Here is a 14,341-nt window from a genome sequence, read left to right as displayed (position 1 = left end):
ATTCTTATGAATAAAGTAGGTTTTTTTCGCTCGATTCACTTTAAATTGACCTTAATTTACGTGCTGCTGATCATCGTCGCCATGCAGATCATTGGCGTGTACTTTGTGAAGCAGCTAGAGCAGTCCTTAATTAATTCATATGATAATTCCTTGAATCAGCGAATCTACTCGTTATCGTATTACCTAGAACAAGATTCATCGAAAAGCAAGGCAGAATTAAAAGAGGATGCTCAAAAGATATTAAACGACTTTAACAACAAAGATGAGTCTAATGAAATTTCTGAAGTCAGCTATATTGACGGAAGCAGAGAGGTGATTGCCTCTGTGAATAACGGCAGTCAGGAGATTGCCGGCAAGAAAATCACAGATCAAATCATTAGCCGTATTTTCGCAGTAGGCAAAGACTACGAGAAAAAATTCTATGACCCAGAATCGAATAAACGAGTCCGCATATCAGCGACAGCCGTGAAAAATGAGAACCAAGAAACCGTTGGTGTCATTTATGTGGTCTCATCCATGGAAAGTGTTTTTAACCAAATGCGAACCATTAATACGATTTTGGCAACGGGAACGCTGCTCGCCCTTGGGATAACCGCTCTACTTGGTATATTCATATTCAGAACCATTACACACCCAATCTCGGATATGAGAAAGCAAGCGATAGAGCTCGCCAAAGGGAACTTTTCCAGAAAGGTCCGAAAGTATGGACATGATGAGATTGGCCAGCTTGCGACAACCTTTAACCATCTGACGAGAGAGCTGGAGGAAGCGCAGCTGATGACGGAGGGTGAGCGGAAAAAGCTTTCTTCGGTCATTGCCTATATGACGGATGGCGTCATCGCAACGAATCAAAACGGTGCGATTATTCTATTAAACAGCCCCGCATTAGAGCTGTTAAATGTTTCACGTGAAACAGCACTAGAGATGCCGATCACGTCCTTACTGGGCCTCGAGGACACGCATACCTTTGAAGATTTAGTCGAAAATCAAGATTCCATGCTGATAGAAATCGAACGCGAAGATCAGCTGTCTGTTTTGCGTGTAAATTTCTCAGTGATTCAGAAAGAGCACGGGAAGATTGATGGTTTAATTGCGGTCATTTACGACGTCACAGAGCAGGAGAAAATTGATGCAGAACGCCGTGAATTCGTCGCAAACGTATCACATGAACTGCGCACACCGCTGACGACGATGCGAAGCTATCTTGAGGCACTGGCTGAAGGCGCAATTGGTGATAAAGAGCTTGCGCCAAGGTTCCTCAGTGTTACACAAAATGAAACAGAGCGTATGATCCGGCTTGTTAATGACCTGCTGCAGCTGTCTAAGTTCGATAGCAAGGATTATCAATTCAACCGTGAGTGGACGAATTTTATCAAGTTTATCTCATTGGTCATTGATCGTTTTGAAATGACGAAAGAGCAGCATGTCGATTTTATCCGCAATCTTCCGCAGCGTGAAATATATGTGGAAATCGATCAAGATAAAATCACACAGGTGCTCGATAATATCATTTCCAATGCTATGAAATACTCTCCAGAGGGTGGACATATCACGTTTACCGTTGATCTGGATGAGGAGAATGGCCTTGTATTATTCAGCGTCAAAGATGAAGGGATCGGTATTCCGAAGAAGGATATGGATAAAATCTTTGAACGTTTTTATCGAGTGGATAAGGCGAGAACAAGAAAACTTGGCGGAACCGGCCTAGGCCTTGCGATTGCAAAAGAAATGGTTCAGGCTCATGGCGGAGATATTTGGGCTGACAGCATTGAAGGAAAAGGAACAACAGTGACCTTTACCCTTCCGTACAATGAAGAACAAGAGGATGATTGGGATGAAGCGTGAGACCTTTAAAACCATAATATTGACAATCCTAATTGCGATCAGTCTTGTGTTTACGTGGAATATTTGGATGTTCCAGCCCGTCATGCAGGACCAGGCAGATGCCGGCACTCAGGTCGTGGAAACGAAGAAGATATCAAGCGATGAGCCTAGAAGCCTCATTGATGTCGTGAAGCCGCGGGAGATGTTCATCCATTCAAATGGGGAGCATTTTAAAGTGGATCAAAAGGAACTCTTTCAAAACTTCTGGAATGATGTGAGCCTTTGGGATGTGAAAGAGATTTCGGATGTGTCAGATCAATATTCGGAGCAGAAATTTAAGAATTTCTTCTATGGAAGCGGAGGACAGGGGAAGACATTGGATCTTGTGTTCAATGACCCGATTCCGATTGATATTTTCCAAGCGTTGTTTAAATGGCCGAATAAGTCCATTGAATACAATTCGTTTGACCGGATGATTGTGCCGTTCTCCCAGCAGGACAAGGCCAATAAGAAAGTTTATTTGGTTTCATACAGCAAGGAAACGGTGCTTGAGCTGACAATAGAATCCGCTAACTATCGGAATCTCATGGACAGTATCGCAGCCGCTCAAAACGAGATGCCGCACTATGATCTCTATACATTCTCAGCGAATTCGAAACGAGATTTCCTCCTTCCGAGAAAGCAAAAGCAGCTTGAAGCAAAAATGTTCTTTATCGAAACGATTAAGACAAGCAAATTCAAGGACGCTTTGTTTACGGATCCGAGTCTAGTCGGCGAGGAGTCTAATTTAAACCGAACGGTGTACACAGATGGCACAAGCCGCCTTGAAGCCAATCAAAAAGACCACCGCATCCAATATCAACATCGCAATATCAACAGCAGCACCGTTTTCCAAACGGGCGATTTGATCAAGCGAAGTGTGAAGTATTTCAATGATACGGGGAGCTTTACCGATGACTATCAATACTTTGGCATCAATAGCAACCAGCAGCTTTCCTTTAATATGTTTATGGATGGCCTACCGATCGTCAACAGTACAAAGCACCCATTTGGGATGACCTCTCTTGAAGTACAGTGGGCGAATGACGACATCTTGAATTACAAGCGTCCAAACTATATTCTAGGCAACAAAGCGAGTCAGAGCGAACAGGTCAAGCTGATGAATGGGACAGAGTTGAAAGACTTAATCGTCAAGCAGACGAAATATGATGACCTTGAGAAAATTGAACAAATTTTCCCGGCCTATCAAGCTGCTTCCACCGCATCAGATCAAGATCAAGCGATGTTTGTCTGGCTGGAGCCAGTATGGTGCATGAAATACAATGGCAAAACCGTGATTCTATCGCATGATTTGTTGACAGAGGGGAGCGAGAATCATGGAGTGGAATAAGACCAAAACGATCTTTATCCTAGCCTTTCTCGTTCTCGATATCTTTCTAGGTTTTCAATACTTTGAAAAACGATCAACCGATCATTTTGCGATTATCGAAAAAACGGATACGCTGGAAGAAATGAAGGCAGACGGGATCAAATATGGCAATCTATCAGATGAAGCGAAGATTGGCTATCGCATTACAGCTGAAAAGAAGCAATATACGAAAAAGGATGTTGACGAATTAGCTGATCAAAAGGCGAAAAGCACATTCCCGAAAACAGACAAAGATGATCCGGTCACGCTGCTTGAAATGACCTTCACTAAACCAGTGGCCTTGCCGAAAAAAGATATGAAAACAGCGGCGGCAAACCTTGTGAACCAGCGTTTGCTGGATGGGAAGAACTATAAGCTGTGGAGTATTGATGAAGAGACAGGGAAGATCGTCTTTTTCCAAACGTATAAAGGGAAATACATCTTCCAAGAGGGCCTTGATGACTCCGAAACCATCGGAAAAATCACCCTAGATCTAAATGATAAAAACGAGGTCGTATCGTATCAGCAGTCGATGGTGACATCGATTAATGAAGTGAGAAAAGAAACCCTTGTGCCAGCGCTTGAAACCGTGAAGGACTTATATACGCAAAACATGCTGAGCCAAAACACGACCGTGAAAAAGGTAGAGCTGGGCTACTATACGCAATACCCAGGTGCAAGCACGCAGGTCATGGTGCCTGTATGGCGAGTCGAGCTTGAGGGCGTATCAACTGGTTCAAAGAAAAAGACAGAAGAAGAATATTTGATCAATGCCATTGATGGCTCAACACTTGATCATATAGAGAAAGATGACAAATCTTCAATGGAGTGAGAGAACATGAGCTTGCAGTTCAGTGTACTAGCGAGCGGAAGTACGGGGAACGCTTTTTATTTAGAAACAGACGAGCATGCCTTTTTGGTCGATGCTGGTTTAAGCGGCAAACAGATGGTCGAGCTGCTTGGTCAAATCGACCGCAAGCCTGAGGACTTGAACGGCATTTTTGTGACACACGAGCACTCAGATCATATTAAAGGGCTTGGTGTCATGGCAAGAAAGTACAAGCTCCCTGTCTATGCAAATGCGAAAACATGGAAGGCGATGGAGACTCATATCGGGAAGATTGACACAGAGCAAAGATTCCATTTTGATATGGAAACCGTCCAATCCTTTGGCGGTCTCGATGTTGAGTCCTTTGGCGTCTCACATGATGCGGCTGAGCCCATGTTTTACGTGTTCCATTATGGCGGGCGCAAACTTGCCCTAATGACGGATACAGGCTATGTGAGTGATCGTATGAAAGGCATCATTCAGTCAGCCAATACATTTGTATTTGAGAGCAATCATGATGTCGGTATGCTGCAAATGGGCCGATACCCGTGGAGCATTAAGCGCAGAATTCTGAGCGATGTCGGACATGTATCAAATGAAGATGCGGCTCTTGCGATGACAGATGTCATTGGAGATGCCACCTCACGCATTTACTTGGCTCATTTGAGTCAGGACAACAACATGAAGGATTTAGCCCGTATGGCGGTCCAGCAGACGCTTGAGATGAAAGGCTTTGTTGTCGGGGATGGCTTTGATTTATATGATACGGACCCGAAAAAAGCAACCCCGCTTTGCGCCGTATGATTTTTACAATCGTATGATTAAGATAAGGGCTTCTTACCAACACTATATACATCATCTATTCACTGAAAGGAAGGAAACATAGTGGATTATCGCGATGTAGAGTGGAAGCCGAGACGAAGCAGAAAAGGATATTTCCTATCTGGTCTGATCGGTGTATTGGTAGGAGCTTTTTTAATGGGATTCTTTTTCCCCTATGTGTCAGGACAGAGCGGCAGTCCCTTTGGGTGGCAGCAGAACGGAGATGGGCAAGCAGCACAGGGCCCTTTAAAGACCGTCAATGTGAACGTCAATGATGCGGTCACAAAAGTCGTATCGAATATGTCGGATACGGTTGTCGGCGTTATTAATATCCAAAAGTCGAGCTTTTGGGAAGAAGGCGGAGAGGCAGGCAGCGGGTCAGGTGTGATTTATAAGAAAAAGGGTGACACCTTTTATATTGTGACCAACCATCACGTCATCAAAGGTGCCAATCAGCTTGAAGTGAGTCTTCAGGATGGGACAAGAATTGGCGCCAATCTTGTCGGAAGCGATCAGCTCATGGATTTAGCAGTTCTCACCGTCAAAAGTGATAAGATCAAGCAAACCGCAGCCTTCGGTAATTCAGACCATGTGAAGCCCGGTGAGCCAGTGATCGCCATTGGAAATCCTTTAGGGCTTGAATTCGCAGGCTCTGTCACACAAGGTGTCATTTCAGGAACGGAACGTGCGATTCCTGTAGACTCGAATGGAGACGGACAGGCGGATTGGAATGCGGAGGTACTGCAAACAGATGCCGCCATCAATCCAGGGAACAGCGGTGGTGCCTTGATCAATATGGACGGAAAAGTGATCGGCATCAACTCAATGAAGATTGCAGAATCAGAGGTAGAAGGCATCGGGCTTTCTATCCCGGCGAATCTCGTCATCCCTGTCATAGAGGATTTAGAACGTTACGGAGAAGTGAAGCGTCCGTATCTAGGTGTTGGCATGAAATCTCTAGCAGATATTGCGAGCTATCACTGGGAGGAAACGTTGAAGCTGCCATCTAACGTCACATCAGGAGTTGTCGTGATGAGTGTCGAGTCTTTGTCTCCAGCAGGAAAAGCGGGACTAAAAGAGCTGGATGTCGTCACTTTCTTTGATGGCAAGAGTGTACAGAATATCGTAGACCTTCGTAAGTATTTATATCAAAAGAAAGTCGGCGACAAGGTAAAGGTGCAGTTTTACCGAAATGGAAAGAAAAAATCAGTAGAGATCAAACTTTCTCAAACCGACCGATTCGGCGGCTAACCAGTTCCTTGATGGGACTGGTTTTTTTTGCATGCTCATCATATGATGGAGGAAAGGGGGCGGTACGATTGGTTACACTACAACCAATGTCACAAACGGATTACGATGTATTGATGGAGAAGGCCATTCAGCGGTACGCAGAAGAAAAGGTACTCGCAGGGACTTGGGAGAAGGAAGAATCACTTGCAAACGCCGAAGAACAATTTGATCGGCTCCTTCCTGAAGGTCTGCAGACAGAGAATCATGAGCTCTGGAATTTCTTAAATGGGGAAGAAGCGATTGGCTGGGTTTGGCTTTGTTATGACCCCAATCATCCGCAGAAGGAAGGATTCATTTATAACTTTTTCTTATTCGAAGCTTATCGAGGGAAAGGCTTTGCAAAGCAGGCCATTGCTGCATTAGAGGAGCAAGCAAAGTCATTAGGCGTGCAGAAACTCTCGCTTCATGTCTTTGCTCATAATCAAATTGCCCGTTCACTGTATGAGAAGACGGGATTTGAAGAAACCGGAATCTATATGAGTAAACCTTTATCATAAAGAAGAAGCACCGTGCGGATCGCATGCGGTGCTTTTTTATGAGGAACTCATGGCATCTTGAGCCGTAACTCTGTATAAATCAACTTTGCATTTCACGAAAGCGCGGATGATCGATGGGACTTGGGCTTCTGAACGAATCAACAATGAGGTCTCGTCATCACTGATCACAAGATCTGTTCCAACAGTTTGTAAGTACTGTGTGAGAACAGGCTTCACCTCATCATCAATCCACGCATGCTTGAAGGTTGCACGTATGTTTGAGGATGTGATGGTTTTCTCTTGAGGATGTGTATGGGGGGACACTAATTTTCCTTCAGAAATAAAAGCAGTTTTTGTACAAATACTATTTGTGAACCTTGGGCTTTCAGCTGTTAAAAAGACGGTTTTTCCCTCATGTTTTAACGTGTCAATGACCTGCTGGATGTGCAAGATCGAATCTGCGTCAATATCAGCAAAAGGCTCGTCGAGTAAAATAAATTCGGGTCGATGGGCGATAGCCTGCGCCATGCCGAGCCGTTTCTTCATACCAGGTGTGAAGGAACCGACCTTTTCCTGATGATAGCGATCTAAGCCGACAAATTCGAGCAGTTCTTCATAATCACTCGTTTTCTGGCGCGTTCCGGTGATTTTTGATAAGTAGGCAATATGTTCAAGTGCCGTAAGCCCTTCATATAAATCCGTATATTCAGGCAGAACACCGATATGCTGCCTCACCTTTTTTAATGAAGGCATATCCATCATCGTGAACGTCCCAGAGGTTTGCCGGGAAATTCCCGTAATGATATTGAAAAACGTCGTCTTACCAGAACCCTTCGGTCCAATGAGCCCGAAAATATCACCTTGATTGACATCAAGGGTAATGTGATCTATCGCGACTTTTGTCCGGTATTTTTTTGTGAGTTCTTTTGTATGTAGCATTTAGACATCCCTCCTTTGAAATAGGAGTGCTGTTCCAATGAGTAAGATAACGGTCAATGCTGTATTCAAGAGTATATAGGTCAGCGGCTCACTCAAGCGCACATAATAATAAGGCGTCATATATTGGAACCAATGAATCAATCGTTCTGAAGAAAGAACAGATATCATACTGACGATTGGGAAAAGAAAGGAAAACAACATCCCAACAAACATTGATTTCTGTGGGGTTGGAAAGAGCATGGACAAAAATAAAGCACATGAGATACCGACACTGATAAAGGTTAAGATTTTTAACGCATCAGAGAACAGGAAACGATGTGAAATCACCAAATTCAGTACGTATGTCGTCATAATACAGCTAAGCCAAAACAGCATCAGTCCAAGATATTTCCCGATAATAATGTTCAAACGAGTGGTTTTACTGACGAGAAAACGAATGGTTTTCAAATGAATTTCTCGGCTTAAAATATCGTGAGACAATAAGAAAATAAGGAAGAAACCAAATAACGACATCACCAGTTCATTCCCAATGGAATAAGGATCCTTTGCCTCCCATTTGTCCTGATGAGCAGCAATAAACGGTAGAGTTGAAACAAAAGTAGATAAAATGAAAATAATAACAATTGTTAAAATAGATTTTGTGCTTTTGAAGAGCTGCTTAAACTCATTCATACAGATGGTCCACACACGCTGTACCTCCCTTCATCTTTATTATACCGCTAGAAAGGAAAGACACCATATCTTGCTCTTTAACATTTGTTTAAATTTTATAAAAAGAAGACTCTTTCAACACCAGTTGACTCATTTTTGAAAATGTTCAGAAAAATATCTTGATTTATCAAAAAACATCATGTATGATAGCTTTAATTCAAGATAGTTAAACAGGCAATGACGAGAGAAAGTACAATCATCAATTTTTCCACAGAGAGCTTCGGCAGCTGAAAAGAAGCAAAAATAATGATTCGAAAAATGGTCTCTGAGCCTCGTGCTGAACATATCTATGATATTAGTAGGACACGACGAGAGTTGGTACTCGTTATCAAAACCACAGTATATGAGCCAGATTGGAGCTTTGTACTTGTAGAGGCTGTTTAGCGCGAGCAAACAGTAAATAAAGGTGGTACCACGAGACAAATACCTCGTCCTTATGATTCAAGATAAGGATGGGGTATTTTTTATTGTCCACTTTTTTCATACAAATGTTCAAATGTTCCACGTGAAACACCACATCCATTTTTTCAAATGAAAGGGAGATTGACATGAGTGAACATGCATTGGTTTTACAATCAGATTTCGGTATTGATGATGGAGCAGTCAGTGCCATGTACGGAGTGGCAAATACGGTCAGCAGCAGCATCCGCCTTTTTGATCTAACACACAATATTCCGCAGTATGACATTTGGGAGGCATCTTACCGCCTGCTCCAAACCGTCACATACTGGCCGGAAGAGACAGTTTTCGTTTCCGTTGTTGATCCAGGCGTAGGATCAGAAAGAAAGAGTTTTGTCGTCAAAACCACAAGCTCGCACTACATCATTACCCCAGATAACGGGACACTCACGCACGTCGCGCAGGATATTGGCATAGTAGAAGCCCGTTATTTAGATGAAACCATTAACCGGCTGCCGAAGTCGGGAAAATCACATACATTCCACGGGAGAGATATTTACGCGTATACAGGGGCGAGAATCGCTTCAGGTGTGATTTCTTTTGAAGAGGTTGGGCCAAAGGCGGATATTGATGATATTATTCACCTTCCAGTCGTACAGGCTTATGCGAAAGAAGAGGTCATCACAGGAACGATTGATATTTTAGATGTGAGGTTCGGAAACCTTTGGACAAACATTCATCATACGCTATTTGAGCAGCTTTCAATCAATTATGGGGATGCAATAGAAGTTACCATTGCCAACGGGCCAAAAAATGTGTATAAAAATATCATGACCTATGGACGATCTTTTGCCGATTTAAAGGTAGGCGAACCACTCGTATATGTCAATTCACTCGATCATTTAGGCGTGGCGATCAATCAAGGGTCATTTGCAAAGGCTTATAACATCGGAACAGGCACAGGCTGGCGCCTTTCGATTCGCAAAGCTCCGCGCATTATATACGAATAAGAGGAGGATACATCATGGCAGGTAAACAACTTTCAACGAAAACTGTCGTTGCCATCGGAATTGGCGCAGCCGTCTTTGTGATTTTAGGACGCTTCGTCTCCATTCCAACTGGGATTCCGAATACACAAATTGAGACATCGTATGCATTCCTTGCATTAATGGCCGTGCTATTTGGTCCTGTTGCAGGCGCACTGATTGGGTTTATTGGTCATCTTATTAAAGATGCCACCACATTTGGCCCTTGGTGGAGCTGGATTATCGTTTCAGGTTTTGTAGGATTGATGATCGGTTTCATTTCAAATCGTTTAAAAGTAGAAGAGGGAGAGTTCGGTTGGAAAAAGATCGCATTCTTCAATGCAGTACAAATAAGTGTGCAGGCACTTGGCTGGTTTGTTATTGCACCAACTCTTGATGTAGCTATTTATGCTGAACCAGTAAACAAAGCATTCTTCCAAGGGTTTGTTGCAGGTCTATCGAACATCATCACGATCGGTGTACTAGGAACCATCATCATTGCAGCTTATGCAAAAACGAGAAGCAAAAGCGGCAGTCTATCGAAAGAAACATCATGAAGCAAGGTGGAACACATAAATGAAGAAACCGATGATTCAATTCGAACATTTCGGATTCCAATATCGCAGTCAGGCAGAACCGACATTGAAAGATATCAACCTGACCATCTATGAAGGCGAAAAAGTCCTCATCGCAGGCCCGTCTGGATCGGGAAAAAGCACACTAGCCCATTGCATCAATGGGCTAGTTCCTGCGTCTTATAAAGGTTCTATGGAAGGAAGTCTTCACATCGGCGGGAAAAATGCAGAAAAAGAAAACATTTTCTCTCTTTCACAGCTCGTCGGAACGGTGCTGCAGGACCCTGATGGACAATTTATCGGGCTGACCGTTGGAGAAGACATCGCATTTACACTTGAAAATGATCAAGTCACACGCGAAGAAATGAAAACACGTGTCGAGGAAGCAGCAAGATTAACAGAGGTAGACGGCAAGCTGGCATCGTCCGTGCATGAGCTCTCAGGCGGTCAAAAACAACGTGTTGCCATCGCAGGCGTACTTGTCAACGATGTCGACATTTTGCTGTTTGACGAACCACTTGCAAGCCTTGACCCCGCAACAGGTAAAGAAGTGATCGATCTCATTGATCGACTACAAAAACAAACGAAAAAAACCGTCGTGATGGTCGAGCACCGATTAGAGGACGTCCTCTTCCGCCATGTGGACCGCATCATCGTTGTCAATGAAGGAACGATTGCAGCGGATATGACCCCAGATGAATTGCTCGCCTCAAATGTATTAGAAGCGGCGTATTTACGTGAGCCTTTATATGTAAAGGCTATGAAATATGCAGGCATTCCGGTTGCACCGGGAGATCAGATCGCTGATTTACAGCGTCTCACCTTAGACGACGAGGCAAAAGAGAAAATCGAGCAATGGATGGAAGCATCTGAGCCGTCAGTAGAGCAGATTGCAGCACAGGATTTACTAGAAGTGCGCGAGCTGAGCTTTGACTATCCAACAAGACCAAATACGCTGAGCAACATCTCTTTTACCGTCAAAAAAGGAGAAATGATCAGCATCGCAGGAGCCAATGGCGCAGGCAAGACGACATTATCTAAGGTGCTCTGTGCATTTGAAAAGCCAACGAAAGGGTCAATTCTTTTAAATGGCGATGACATCACAGGAGATACGATCAAACAGCGCTCCGAACGAATCGGCGTCGTCATGCAAAACCCAAATCAAATGATTTCAAAACAAATGATTTTTGATGAAGTCGCATTTGGTCTCGTTTTAAGAGGCGTAAAGGAAGAAGACATCAAGGAACGGGTGGAGCGAGTCTTAAAAGTATGCGGTTTATACCCATTTCGGAACTGGCCGATTTCTGCTCTCAGCTTTGGACAGAAAAAGCGCGTCACCATTGCATCTATTCTTGTATTAGAGCCAGAAATCATCATTTTAGATGAGCCAACTGCTGGACAGGATTTTAGACATTACACAGAGATGATGACGTTTTTAGAGCAATTAAATCAGCAGGGTGTCACGATCTTGATGATCACCCATGACATGCATTTGATGCTCGAATACACAACAAGAACCATTGTCATATCAGATGGAGAAAAAATCGCAGATGATACACCTGCCAAAGTGCTGACAAATCAGCTGCTTGTTCAAAAGGCGAGCTTAAAGGAAACATCGCTATATGAATTGGCGCTGAAAGCAGACTGGCCAAATCCAAATGAACTCGTGGATCGCTTCATTGAGGTTGACAGAAAGGAACGAATGACATGGCTGTAGACATGCTGTCCTATATCGACCGCCCGTCGCCGATTCACCGGCTGACAGGGGCAACCAAACTCATTTGCTTTATCCTCTGGTCATCCGCAGCGATGCTCACGTATGATACAGGTGTTTTAGTGTTTATGCTAGTTGCTAGTATCGTGTTCTTTCAATTGTCGAACGTACAATTTCGTGATATCTCTTTCGTAGTGATTGTCCTGGCGATTTTCCTTGTCATCAACAACATCGCCATTTACATCTTTGCGCCGCAGCAAGGAGTCGCGATCTACGGAGCAAAGCATGAACTATTTCATATTGCAGGCTGGTACAACGTCACACTTGAACAGCTTTTCTATCAGTTAAACATTACGCTGAAATACGTGACCGTCATGCCAGCAGCGCTTTTATTTATTGTGACAACAAATCCAAGTGAATTTGCCTCATCGCTCAGCCGAATCGGGGTCAGCTACCGGATTTCGTATGCGGTTGCGATTGCTCTACGCTACATTCCAGATATTCAGCGTGATTTTCGAACGATCGCAATTTCTCAACAAGCAAGAGGCATTGATTTATCGAAGAATGAAAAACTGGGGAAACGGATCAAAAATGCGCTATCGATTGTGATGCCGCTGATATTTTCTAGCCTAGAGCGGATTGAGACCATCAGTAATGCGATGGAGCTGCGCGGTTTTGGAAAGCATAAAAAGCGCACATGGTTTACGGCGAAAGACTTTCAAAAAGCAGATTATGTGGCGTTCATATTTGTTGGAGCAGTACTGATCGTTTCGCTAGTGATTACATTTGTTAGAGGAACGAGATTTTATAATCCGTTTCTATAGAAAGAAGCCTTCACAGGAAGTGGAGGCTTCTTTTATTTGGTTTGTGGATAAAAGGTGTGGAAAATGGTAAAAGACTATTAACATGTGCATAAATCGGTTATATTGAACATTGAGCGAAACACTTGTGAATAACGAGACAATATATTGGAGGAATTAGAAACTTATGAACAAATCACTTTATGCTTGCGCAGAACATATAGAAACCGTACTAGACATGTACATAGATGATCACGAAACGCCACCAGAATTCAGAAAAATCGAACATACACACAGTTTATCCACAACCTGTGAATTGTGCGATGAACCTGCAATATATATAGTGGGGAACGAATGATCGGACACAAAATACACAAATTTTATCCACAATTGTTGATAACTTATATGAATAACTTGTTCTTAAGGTGGGGATGACCTGTGAATATATCAATTATCACAGTAGGAAAATTAAAAGAGAAATATTTAAAGCAAGGAATAGCCGAATACACAAAACGATTACAGGCTTACGCAAAAATCGAGATCATTGAGCTCGCGGACGAAAAAGCACCCGAACACCTCAGCGAGCAAGACATGAAAATCATCAAAGACAAAGAAGGCGAACGCATCCTAAACAAAATCAACCCAGACGCCCACGTCATCGCCCTCGCCATCGAAGGAAAAATGAAAAGTTCCGAAGAATTAGCCGATACAATAGATAAGCTGGCAACATACGGAAAAAGTAAGGTATGTTTTGTTATAGGCGGGTCGCTAGGATTAAGCGATGCTGTCATGCAACGTGCGAATGAGAAGCTGTCGTTTTCGAGGATGACGTTCCCGCATCAGTTGATGAGGTTGGTGTTGGTGGAGCAGATTTATCGGGCGTTTCGGATTGTTCGGGGGGAGCCTTATCATAAGTGAGGGCAAAATACTAAGGGAAGAAAGGGCTTCGCGCCATACTTAGGAATGCAATTTAATGTAATAAAATAGTTTTAAAAAGATAGGGAGTAGTTGGTAAGGTAGTTAAATTACCAGCATCTGATCTTGAGAATAATGAGGATTCAGGCTATCGTTTAAGCCTTGAAGAATTGCGCTGATTAATAAGGTTCTTAAAAATACCATGAAATCTAATAACCGATTAAAGCAAGTGTGACAAGAGTGTCTCAAAATTCTGGAGATGTAAAAGAGGATGAGCTAATAAAACCCGTCCTCTTTTTATGATACATTCTAGGTCTCATGAAATCTGTACATGCCAATGCTGTCCTCATAATCTTCACTGCAATATCCAAACACCTCTGGGACTCTGATCTGCTGGTAACAATTTATCAACTTTCCTTAACTCAGTTGCTGCCCACCGTATATCGTATTGCCATGTGTAAAACAAATTCCCTGATTTTTTTAAGTCAACTTCATGGTGTATCCAAACATATTTACATATTTCAAGTAAAGTAGATTGGCCTCCTTTTGATTGTAAAGCCTCTATTATCCAATTTTTCAATACATCTTTATCCATTTATCTTTGTTTCTCCTTC

Annotated in this window: 15 protein-coding genes and 1 other annotated feature; of the genes, 12 read left to right on the top strand and 3 right to left on the bottom strand. The window is 43.1% G+C overall.

Annotation, left to right across the window (positions count from 1 at the left end):
- The first annotated feature begins 6 nt into the window (after window positions 1–6).
- The 6 genes from walK to MHH54_RS18595 all read left to right on the top strand — a co-directional run bounded on the left by walK (window position 7) and on the right by MHH54_RS18595 (window position 6,670).
- Window positions 7–1,845 carry a cell wall metabolism sensor histidine kinase WalK gene (gene walK / locus MHH54_RS18620; protein ID WP_003214777.1) on the top strand — a complete coding sequence of 613 codons (1,839 nt, stop codon included), beginning with the start codon at window positions 7–9 and terminating at the stop codon, window positions 1,843–1,845.
- Entirely contained in the window at window positions 1,835–3,214 is a 1,380-nt protein-coding gene (gene yycH, locus MHH54_RS18615; RefSeq protein ID WP_268484109.1) for a two-component system activity regulator YycH, read from the top strand. The genes walK and yycH overlap by 11 nt, the downstream gene beginning before the upstream one ends.
- Window positions 3,201–4,064 (top strand): two-component system regulatory protein YycI, encoded by an 864-nt coding sequence (yycI, locus tag MHH54_RS18610; RefSeq protein WP_137054108.1) that lies wholly within the window; start codon window positions 3,201–3,203, stop codon window positions 4,062–4,064. Before yycH ends, yycI begins: the two co-directional genes overlap by 14 nt.
- Before the next feature lie 6 nt (window positions 4,065–4,070).
- On the top strand, window positions 4,071–4,865 hold the full coding sequence (locus tag MHH54_RS18605; RefSeq protein WP_342500544.1) for an MBL fold metallo-hydrolase: 795 nt from the start codon (window positions 4,071–4,073) through the stop codon (window positions 4,863–4,865).
- Between the two features lie 81 nt (window positions 4,866–4,946).
- On the top strand, window positions 4,947–6,134 hold the full coding sequence (locus tag MHH54_RS18600; RefSeq protein ID WP_342500543.1) for a S1C family serine protease: 1,188 nt from the start codon (window positions 4,947–4,949) through the stop codon (window positions 6,132–6,134).
- A gap of 68 nt (window positions 6,135–6,202) precedes the next feature.
- The gene (locus tag MHH54_RS18595; RefSeq protein WP_106036270.1) at window positions 6,203–6,670 is read left to right on the top strand and encodes a GNAT family N-acetyltransferase; all 468 of its coding nucleotides are present in this window, start codon (window positions 6,203–6,205) and stop codon (window positions 6,668–6,670) included.
- A gap of 36 nt (window positions 6,671–6,706) precedes the next feature.
- Here the strand turns inward: MHH54_RS18595 and MHH54_RS18590 are convergent, their stop codons facing one another.
- Together MHH54_RS18590 and MHH54_RS18585 are read right to left on the bottom strand one after the other, a co-directional pair.
- The gene (locus MHH54_RS18590; RefSeq protein WP_268494280.1) at window positions 6,707–7,588 is read right to left on the bottom strand and encodes an ABC transporter ATP-binding protein; all 882 of its coding nucleotides are present in this window, start codon (window positions 7,586–7,588) and stop codon (window positions 6,707–6,709) included.
- On the bottom strand, window positions 7,589–8,275 hold the full coding sequence (locus MHH54_RS18585; protein WP_342500542.1) for an ABC transporter permease subunit: 687 nt from the start codon (window positions 8,273–8,275) through the stop codon (window positions 7,589–7,591).
- A gap of 192 nt (window positions 8,276–8,467) precedes the next feature.
- Window positions 8,468–8,738 (top strand) — a binding site (T-box leader).
- Window positions 8,739–8,847: 109 nt separating this feature from the next.
- Here MHH54_RS18585 and MHH54_RS18580 point away from each other — a divergent pair.
- The 6 genes from MHH54_RS18580 (at window position 8,848) to rlmH (ending at window position 13,730) form a co-directional block, all read left to right on the top strand.
- Complete coding sequence (locus MHH54_RS18580; RefSeq protein ID WP_342500541.1) at window positions 8,848–9,708, top strand: S-adenosyl-l-methionine hydroxide adenosyltransferase family protein; 861 nt, start codon at window positions 8,848–8,850, stop codon at window positions 9,706–9,708.
- 14 nt (window positions 9,709–9,722) lie between these two features.
- Window positions 9,723–10,280, top strand: a complete 558-nt coding sequence (locus tag MHH54_RS18575; protein WP_003214796.1) for an ECF-type riboflavin transporter substrate-binding protein — start codon at window positions 9,723–9,725, stop codon at window positions 10,278–10,280.
- A 19-nt stretch (window positions 10,281–10,299) separates the two neighbouring features.
- Complete coding sequence (locus MHH54_RS18570; RefSeq protein ID WP_342500540.1) at window positions 10,300–12,015, top strand: ABC transporter ATP-binding protein; 1,716 nt, start codon at window positions 10,300–10,302, stop codon at window positions 12,013–12,015.
- The gene (locus MHH54_RS18565; protein WP_106033079.1) at window positions 12,006–12,836 is read left to right on the top strand and encodes an energy-coupling factor transporter transmembrane component T; all 831 of its coding nucleotides are present in this window, start codon (window positions 12,006–12,008) and stop codon (window positions 12,834–12,836) included. The genes MHH54_RS18570 and MHH54_RS18565 overlap by 10 nt, the downstream gene beginning before the upstream one ends.
- 163 nt (window positions 12,837–12,999) lie before the next feature.
- The gene (locus MHH54_RS18560) at window positions 13,000–13,170 is read left to right on the top strand and encodes a CxxH/CxxC protein (RefSeq protein WP_008360116.1); all 171 of its coding nucleotides are present in this window, start codon (window positions 13,000–13,002) and stop codon (window positions 13,168–13,170) included.
- A gap of 80 nt (window positions 13,171–13,250) precedes the next feature.
- Window positions 13,251–13,730, top strand: coding sequence for a 23S rRNA (pseudouridine(1915)-N(3))-methyltransferase RlmH (rlmH, locus tag MHH54_RS18555; protein ID WP_113387526.1), 480 nt, complete (start codon window positions 13,251–13,253; stop codon window positions 13,728–13,730).
- A gap of 352 nt (window positions 13,731–14,082) precedes the next feature.
- Here the strand turns inward: rlmH and MHH54_RS18550 are convergent, their stop codons facing one another.
- Window positions 14,083–14,322 carry a hypothetical protein gene (locus MHH54_RS18550; RefSeq protein WP_017368433.1) on the bottom strand — a complete coding sequence of 80 codons (240 nt, stop codon included), beginning with the start codon at window positions 14,320–14,322 and terminating at the stop codon, window positions 14,083–14,085.
- Window positions 14,323–14,341: the final 19 nt, after the last annotated feature.

The sequence above is a fragment of the Bacillus sp. FSL K6-4563 genome (assembly GCF_038630405.1).
Taxonomy (GTDB): Bacteria; Bacillota; Bacilli; order Bacillales; family Bacillaceae; genus Bacillus; species Bacillus pumilus.
This window is presented reverse-complemented; position numbering and strand designations above follow the sequence as displayed.

Excerpts from the sequence above, each read along its gene's own strand:
- MHH54_RS18580 (WP_342500541.1), top strand. The coding sequence starts at position 8,848 with ATGAGTGAACATGCATTGGTTTTACAATCAGATTTCGGTATTGATGAT.
- yycI (WP_137054108.1), top strand. The coding sequence starts at position 3,201 with ATGGAGTGGAATAAGACCAAAACGATCTTTATCCTAGCCTTTCTCGTT.
- walK (WP_003214777.1), top strand. The coding sequence starts at position 7 with ATGAATAAAGTAGGTTTTTTTCGCTCGATTCACTTTAAATTGACCTTA.
- MHH54_RS18570 (WP_342500540.1), top strand. The coding sequence starts at position 10,300 with ATGAAGAAACCGATGATTCAATTCGAACATTTCGGATTCCAATATCGC.
- MHH54_RS18575 (WP_003214796.1), top strand. The coding sequence starts at position 9,723 with ATGGCAGGTAAACAACTTTCAACGAAAACTGTCGTTGCCATCGGAATT.
- MHH54_RS18550 (WP_017368433.1), bottom strand. The coding sequence starts at position 14,322 with ATGGATAAAGATGTATTGAAAAATTGGATAATAGAGGCTTTACAATCA.
- yycH (WP_268484109.1), top strand. The coding sequence starts at position 1,835 with ATGAAGCGTGAGACCTTTAAAACCATAATATTGACAATCCTAATTGCG.
- MHH54_RS18590 (WP_268494280.1), bottom strand. The coding sequence starts at position 7,588 with ATGCTACATACAAAAGAACTCACAAAAAAATACCGGACAAAAGTCGCG.
- MHH54_RS18565 (WP_106033079.1), top strand. The coding sequence starts at position 12,006 with ATGGCTGTAGACATGCTGTCCTATATCGACCGCCCGTCGCCGATTCAC.
- MHH54_RS18560 (WP_008360116.1), top strand. The coding sequence starts at position 13,000 with ATGAACAAATCACTTTATGCTTGCGCAGAACATATAGAAACCGTACTA.
- MHH54_RS18605 (WP_342500544.1), top strand. The coding sequence starts at position 4,071 with ATGAGCTTGCAGTTCAGTGTACTAGCGAGCGGAAGTACGGGGAACGCT.